The following is a 679-nucleotide window of genomic DNA, read 5'->3' as shown; positions in this document are numbered from 1 at the left end:
GGACGCTCCTCCCCGCCTGGGCCCGCGCGGAGGCCCCCCAGCCGGACACCACCACCCTCTGCCACGGCGACCTGCACCTCGGCCAGCTCGTCCGTCACCCGGCCCCCGCCGGCCCGTGGCTGCTGATCGACGTCGACGACCTGGGCGTAGGAGTCCCCGCCTGGGACCTCGCCCGCCCCGCCGCCTGGTACGCCTGCGGCCTGCTCCCACCCGACGAGTGGTCCCGCTTCCTCGCCGCCTACCGCGCGGCGGGCGGCCCGGCGGTCTCCACCACCGGCGACCCTTGGCCCGCCCTGGACGTCCCGGCCCGCACCCTCACCGTGCAGACCGCCGCCCTGGCCGTCGTCAAGGCGGCCGCGGCGGACCGCCCGTTGGACGAGGTGGAGCGGTTGGTCGTGGACGCGTGTGACCGAATGGGTTCCGTCCCGCCCGAGTTGACGCCCGGATTCGCGAAGTAGGCTGCAACCGACCGGGGTCGGACGGAGTCTGTCCTGGGGAAACACGAAGAAGTACCAACGGGCGAGGAGTTGAGCCGAGCATGCAGTGTCCGAAGTGTCACGCGCAGATGCAGACGTACAACCGCAACGGTGTTCAGATCGAGCAGTGCAGCAACTGCCGTGGGATCTTTCTCGACTACGGCGAGCTCGAGGCGCTGACCCGCGTGGAGTCCCAGTGGCAG

Annotated in this window: 2 protein-coding genes; both read left to right on the top strand. The window is 71.7% G+C overall.

From position 1 onward, the window contains the following. The coding region (locus ACNFOC_RS54920; RefSeq protein ID WP_416966385.1) for a phosphotransferase family protein at positions 1 to 458 on the top strand (458 nt) is incomplete at its 5' end. Between the two features lie 80 nt (positions 459 to 538). Continuing rightward, a partial coding sequence (locus tag ACNFOC_RS54915; protein WP_416966386.1) for a TFIIB-type zinc ribbon-containing protein occupies positions 539 to 679 on the top strand: 141 nt, incomplete at its 3' end.

Source organism: Streptomyces colwelliae, assembly GCF_048158785.1.
Classification (GTDB): Bacteria; Actinomycetota; Actinomycetes; order Streptomycetales; family Streptomycetaceae; genus Streptomyces.
Note: the sequence above shows the minus strand (reverse complement) of the source record. Positions and strands in the feature narration are given on the sequence as shown.